Source organism: Lysinibacillus sp. NPDC093190 (assembly GCF_050280425.1).
Taxonomy (GTDB): Bacteria; Bacillota; Bacilli; order Bacillales_A; family Planococcaceae; genus Lysinibacillus.
This window is the reverse complement of the sequence record NZ_JBNNVG010000030.1, coordinates 54,402-60,510: the sequence shown is the minus strand read 5'-3', so window position 1 is coordinate 60,510 and position 6,109 is coordinate 54,402. Positions and strand designations below refer to the sequence as shown.

Sequence of the window (6,109 nt, the reverse complement as noted above, 5' to 3'; positions counted from 1 at the left end):
CGAAAGCGAAGCGTCAGCAACAATGTTTTATCTGTGCGAAAGCGAAGCGTCAGCAACAATGTTTTATCTGTGCGAAAGCGAAGCGTCAGCAACAATGTTTTATCTGTGCGAAAGCGAAGCGTCAGCAACAAAGCGCCCAGTCAGAACGGAAATCAACCCCACGTTAAGGTGATGGGCCAGTTTTATCTTCATTAATAAATGTTTTTATGCGCAAAAGCATAGCGGCATGTATATCTGAAGATAAATCCTCCGGCTGATGTCGAAAAAAATTTTATTACGTAGGTGACGGGATGAATCAGGAGATTTTCGAAAAAAACTATACAATGTCATCGCTGCACAAAGCTATTAAAGTGTTAAAAGCTTTCTCAAAAGATGAACCTAGCCTTTCCCTAACTGAGTTAAGTAAAAAAACAGGGATAAGCATTTCCAGTTTACAGCGCTTTGTTTCTACCTTTGTGTACGAAGGCTTTCTACACAAAGATGAACGTACTAAGCGCTATCAATTAGGTCATTCACTTCTGTATTTAGGGAATTTAGTAAAAGAAGAATCAAGTCTTATTATTGTCGCAGAACCTATTTTAAAAAAGTTAAACGAAGAAATCGGCGAAAGTGTTTCCATGAATATTATTGATGGATTGGAGAGACGGTGTATTTTAAACTATGATTCAACATACCCGCTTTCAACGAAAATGTTTGTAGGTGACACCTCTCCCCTTTATGCAGGTGCATCTTCTAAAATATTGCTCGCATTTATGCCAAATGTTGAAGAATATGTAGAGAATATAAGTCTTGAACCTATCACTGATAAGACAATACTTTCAAGAGAGCAACTGTTAACGGAATTAAAACATATCCGTTTACAACGGTTTGCGAAAAGTAATAGCGAACGTGTGCGTGGCGCATGCTCTATATCTGCACCGATTTTAAATGCATCTCAACAAATCATCGCTTCCGTAACGCTGGTCATACCAGAAGTACGCTACAGCGACTACGATGAAAATTTATTAATCGAAACTATACAAAACGTTGCATTAGAAATTGAAAAGCAATTGTATTGATCGAAACAAAGAATAAACCCGAATAGATTCACTTTTTTAAGTGCTATCTATTCGGGTTTAGTGCTTTAATTATTTGACTCATCAACAAAAGTTATGGATGACATTTGTTAAAACGTATGGCCTTGATACAAGTTGATTGAAGCGGAGACCGGGCGACTCCTTCGGGATTAGCGATAGAGGAACGAAGGCTAAAACTATCACGTCCTGTGATAACGCCTTCGTGACCAACATCGGTGCCGCTGCCGCTTCGGTTTCGCGCAAAAAACATCTGTTGGCTCGAGACCCTGCAGCGAAGCGGATGTTTTCTGTGCGAAAGCGTAGTGCTAACGTAGCGGCAGCGACTAGGTTTTGTCTGTGCGAAAGCGCAGTGTCAGCAACAACGAAGCGGCTCATCGGACGCCCCCAGGAAGCTTTGCTCTGCGCGAAAGCGAAGCGTCAGCAACAAATGTTTTATCTGTGCGAAAGCGAAGCGTCAGCAACAAATGTTTTATCTGTGCGAAAGCGAAGCGTCAGCAACAAAGCGCCCGGTCGGAACGGAAATCAATCACACGTTATGGTGATGAGTTAATTATTTACCAATCTTAAGAAATCTCGCCAATGACTTAAGCGTGGCAGTTCAACATGATTGTTATAAGATTGATCTTTTAAAATTACTTTTGTATTCACACCTTGAAGTGTTTCTAATACAGCTGGTTTATCATCTACATAAACATCTAAAGCTAGCTCTTTGATGATCGCCACTTTCTCTGTATCCTGCATTCCACAGTAAAAGTGACCATCTGTGATTGGAAAACCTTGCGCTTCCATCCATGCTTTTGTTTGCTCACAATATTGTTTAGGACGTGAAGTAATATAATAAATGTCATGTCCCTGCTGTGCCAAAGCTTGGAGCGTCTCTAATGCTCCCTCAAAAGAAGGACAATCCGTAAAATAAATTTCCTCTAATGAACTATTCCACATCGCGGTTCCCTCAGCATCTGTTAAGCCAAAAGGTTCGTGAATTTCAACTCTTTGCAAAGCTTGAAATGCTTCTAGCGCAACATTTTTACCAAGTTTTTTATTATAGAGCACAAAGGCGTGTGCTCGTAAATCGATGAGTGTGTCATCTATATCAAAGCCAAATTTCATGTTGTTTTTCTTCCCTTCAAGAAGCCTTGTCGATGAAGTTAGCCGCAAATGTTTGCTCTTTTTCAATTTGCGTCGCTAATACTTCTTCAATGGCTTGCTCGCGCATTTGTTGAAAATCTTGTACGTTAAAATGAACAAGCGTATCTTTATTTATTAGTGACGCAAGACAATCTGCATCCTTTAGAGCACTATTTAGCCCAAATGCCCCAGTTGGTGTCATCGTGTGAACTGCATCCCCTAATAGCACAAGCCCCTTTGTCCCCCAGCAGTCACAATGACTACTGAATACATCAAGCAAGACAAAATCTTGCCAAGATCTAATATGCTCCTTAACCGTATCAGATAGTTCCGGAAATTGATCTGAAAGCTGTTGGATAAATGGAGTAAATGCTTTTTTTCTAAGCTGAGGAAAACTTCCTTGTTCAATGTTCCAGCCGATTTGAATAAACCCACCCACTTGTGTAAACAATGATAGCTGTTTATCGGCTATTAATGCCATTTTAATCGATGGCTCCCATCCCTGAGGGGCAGGAATTTTTGCCCACAATAAATCAAAGCCATGTTTATGCTTTTGAATCTCAATGTGCGCTTGTTTACGAATAGTAGAGTAACGACCGTCAGCACCGATAATTAACTGACTACTAATTTCAATCGTTTCCCCATCTCTTGATGCAATGACACCCGTATATCTTCCCGAAGAGTCAACTATGAGCTTTGTCACCTTCGTATTTAGGAAACAAGAAAAGTGCGGAAAATGCTGTGTTTCTTGTAATATTCCCTTTAATAGGTTGGCTTGCGGCACATGAATTCCTAAATGTCCTACAGTTTCATCAGGAAGAATAGTTTTTATTGCTCTACCATCTGCGTAATATTCAAGCTTTCCCATACGTAATAAGCCGAGTGCCTCGACTGCTTCAAAAAGCTGATGACTTTTTAAAACAGCCTCACCCTCCTCATTTAAATGCTCACCGCGAAATGCCTGCCCAAGTTCTGCGTTTTGTTCCAGTAATATCACGGAAAGACCTTTTTTCGCTAATAAATGCGAAAGAAGTGCTCCACCTGGACCAGCCCCTACAATACAAACATCTGCTTGATAATTCACTTTTCTTCACCTATCTTTGGATAAGCAATAATACGTAAATCTTGCCCAACCTGCTCAAACGAAGCAAATTCTACATCCCATGCTTCATCCATGGTAGATGGATTTTGACCAGCAAAAGGTGTTAATGATAAACGACCACCGAGAATCTTCGGCGCTACGTAAATCACATATTTATTAATAGCACTTTGCTGTAAAAATGAAGAGTTGATCGTACTTCCACCCTCTACTAAAATATCCGTAATGCCAGTTTGATATAGTTTTTCAAGCATATCATCAACAACAAGCCCCTCAGAATCATGTCGAACTGGCAATACAGTTACGCCTTTTCCCTCAAATGCTGTTATTTTTTCTTGACTGGCATTCTCACTACATACAATAATTGTTTTCGCTTCTTCTACATTCAGAACATTGGTATGAGCTGGTGTACGAAGTGAGCTATCCATAATAATGCGTACTGGATTTTTTCCGTAATCTTCTTTTAATCTTGTCGTTAAGGATGGATTGTCAGCTAAAACAGTACCAACACCAACTAAAATACCATCCACCTCATGACGAATTCGGTGAACATCCTCACGCGCTGCCTCACTAGTTACCCACTTGGAATGTCCTGTATGGGCAGCTATTTTTCCATCTAAAGTCATCGCATATTTTGAAATAATAAATGGACGTTTTGTTAGCATATTGTGAATAAAGCGTTCATTTAAACGGCGAGCTTGAGCTTCTAAAATACCCACCTCTACCTCTATGCCCGCATCTCGTAACAGTTGAATACCACGTCCAGCTACAGTAGGATTTGGATCTTGCATAGCTACAACTACGCGACTAACTGCTGATTCTTTCACTAAATTCGCACAAGGAGGTGTTTTTCCATAATGCGAACATGGCTCAAGAGTTACATAAAGTGTCGCACCTTTAGCATGTTCTCCAGCCATACGGAATGCATGCACCTCTGCATGCGGTTCACCTGCTTTTCTGTGTAAACCTGTTCCAACAATGACACCGTCTTTGACGATTACAGCCCCGACTAGTGGATTGGGATTCGTATTTCCTTTTGCACTAGCGGCTAAATCAAGTGCTAACTGCATATATTTTTCATCTGCTGTCATCTTCATGTCCTCCACTCACTTCTTCTCGCGCAAATGTCCAGATTTCTCTATTTTCGTGTCTAAATAAAAACGATTTGTCTCCGTTAATCCTCCCCATAATGGGACATGCCCTTCTACTGCTAAACCATGTGCCTGTAATGCGGCGAGCTTCTTCGGATTATTGGTAATTAGTGTAACTGGTTTTGAACGAAGTGCTCCTAACACAGTAATGGCATCTTCGTAAGAACGAGTATCGTCTGGGAAGCCAAGAGCATGGTTTGCTTCAACCGTATCTAAGCCCTCTTCTTGTAATAAATAAGCAAGAGATTTCGAGAATAACCCGATGCCACGCCCTTCATGATCTGCTAAATAGAAAATGGCACCACAGCCATGCTCCACAATCATTTTCATCGATTCATGTAATTGATAACCACAGTCACAGCGCTGGCTTCCAAAAATATCACCTGTATGACAAATGCTATGCATGCGAATTAAAGCATCCTCTGCATGTGCAAAATCTCCATAAACAAGTACTGATGACTGTTGTAAAAAAGCTAAATTTGCAGATGCTAATCCATCAATAATTTCCTCTTTTGACGGATTGGCGCCTACTTTTAACCAGTTATACCATTGAAATGTTGCTGAAAATTCACCCTGTTTTACCGGTAATTTCACTGGACCAACTAGGCAAATACTCTCAGTTTCTGATTGCTTCACGATCGTCATTTTGTCTTTCACTATATCCAAAACTTTAGTAGTAATTGTCATATTTTCTCCAACCTTCTATTGTTAACAGCTAGCTAGACCTACTAACTGAGCACTTGTATTTTCATATCACTTACATAACGTAACTTAGTTTATAATAATAACTAAGACCTGTCAAACTACAGCTCCTACTCTATGAAAAAAATAAATTAGAAACCAAAACTGCTATATTACGTTTTTATCATATACTAATAGCTTATGGAGATGCTATTTTTTCTGTGCAGGCTAGTCTATAATAGGCTGAGGGAACTGTAATGACGAAAGGAAGTTTAGAATGCAATTAGAAAAAAATGTGCAGGTGAAACAGCCAAAATACCAGCAAATAGCTGTTGATCTAGCCTCAAAAATCGTGGAAAGAAAATATCGAATTGGCGATAAAATTTACGCAAGATCATCCCTAGCAAGCCAATACAATGTCTCTGCTGAAACTGCAAGAAGAGCGATTGCTGTTTTGCAAGACTTGGAAATTGTGGAGGCCACTAAAGGTAGTGGGGTTATAATCATCTCATATGAAAAGGCTGCACATTTTGTCCGCCAATTCCATGATGTTCAATCAGTCCATGAACTACAACATGAGCTTATGTCTAGCATTCAGAAGCAGCACCAAGAATTAATAAATCTACAGGAAAAAACCAAACAACTTATTAGTCGAACTGAACATTTCAGATCCGTCAATCCGTTTATTCCTTATCAATTAGAGATGACAGTTGAAAGCCCTTGTATCCACCAAACCGTACAGGAATTGAATTTTTGGCAAAATACATCTAGCACGATTGTCGGAATTCGTCGTAAAAATGAATTATTACTATCACCTGGTCCATATGTGTCCTTGGAAGAAGGAGATATCATTTACTTTATCGGCAATGATGAAAGTTTCGCTCGAGTTCAGAGCTTTTTATATCCAAATTAAAATCCGCATAAACGCTGATATAACAGCGTTTATGCGGATTTTTTCTATTTTGTCGATTTGA

At 39.7% G+C, this 6,109-nt stretch carries 6 protein-coding genes; 2 read left to right on the top strand and 4 right to left on the bottom strand.

The window, feature by feature from the left end:
• The first annotated feature begins 290 nt into the window (after positions 1-290).
• Positions 291-1,058, top strand: coding sequence for an IclR family transcriptional regulator (locus ACQKOF_RS20225; RefSeq protein ID WP_427560940.1), 768 nt, complete (start codon positions 291-293; stop codon positions 1,056-1,058).
• Positions 1,059-1,622: 564 nt separating this feature from the next.
• Here the strand turns inward: ACQKOF_RS20225 and ACQKOF_RS20220 are convergent.
• Genes ACQKOF_RS20220 through ACQKOF_RS20205 form a run of 4 tightly spaced genes read right to left on the bottom strand, consistent with a single transcriptional unit; the run spans position 1,623 to position 5,141 of the window.
• Complete coding sequence (locus tag ACQKOF_RS20220) at positions 1,623-2,186, bottom strand: 5' nucleotidase, NT5C type (RefSeq protein WP_427560937.1); 564 nt, start codon at positions 2,184-2,186, stop codon at positions 1,623-1,625.
• 16 nt (positions 2,187-2,202) lie between these two features.
• On the bottom strand, positions 2,203-3,288 hold the full coding sequence (locus tag ACQKOF_RS20215) for an FAD-dependent monooxygenase (RefSeq protein WP_427560935.1): 1,086 nt from the start codon (positions 3,286-3,288) through the stop codon (positions 2,203-2,205).
• On the bottom strand, positions 3,285-4,394 hold the full coding sequence (gene ribD, locus ACQKOF_RS20210) for a bifunctional diaminohydroxyphosphoribosylaminopyrimidine deaminase/5-amino-6-(5-phosphoribosylamino)uracil reductase RibD (RefSeq protein WP_427560932.1): 1,110 nt from the start codon (positions 4,392-4,394) through the stop codon (positions 3,285-3,287). Before ribD ends, ACQKOF_RS20215 begins: the two co-directional genes overlap by 4 nt.
• A gap of 15 nt (positions 4,395-4,409) precedes the next feature.
• Positions 4,410-5,141: a GTP cyclohydrolase II gene (locus ACQKOF_RS20205; RefSeq protein WP_427560929.1), complete on the bottom strand. Its 732-nt coding sequence runs from the start codon at positions 5,139-5,141 to the stop codon at positions 4,410-4,412.
• Positions 5,142-5,412: 271 nt separating this feature from the next.
• Here ACQKOF_RS20205 and ACQKOF_RS20200 point away from each other — a divergent pair, with 271 nt between their 5' ends.
• Positions 5,413-6,048, top strand: coding sequence for a TrkA C-terminal domain-containing protein (locus ACQKOF_RS20200; protein WP_427560926.1), 636 nt, complete (start codon positions 5,413-5,415; stop codon positions 6,046-6,048).
• Positions 6,049-6,109 lie beyond the last annotated feature (61 nt).

Coding starts and splice junctions, on each gene's coding strand:
- ribD (WP_427560932.1), bottom strand. CDS start 4,394: ATGACAGCAGATGAAAAATATATGCAGTTAGCACTTGATTTAGCCGCT.
- ACQKOF_RS20200 (WP_427560926.1), top strand. CDS start 5,413: ATGCAATTAGAAAAAAATGTGCAGGTGAAACAGCCAAAATACCAGCAA.
- ACQKOF_RS20205 (WP_427560929.1), bottom strand. CDS start 5,141: ATGACAATTACTACTAAAGTTTTGGATATAGTGAAAGACAAAATGACG.
- ACQKOF_RS20220 (WP_427560937.1), bottom strand. CDS start 2,186: ATGAAATTTGGCTTTGATATAGATGACACACTCATCGATTTACGAGCA.
- ACQKOF_RS20225 (WP_427560940.1), top strand. CDS start 291: ATGAATCAGGAGATTTTCGAAAAAAACTATACAATGTCATCGCTGCAC.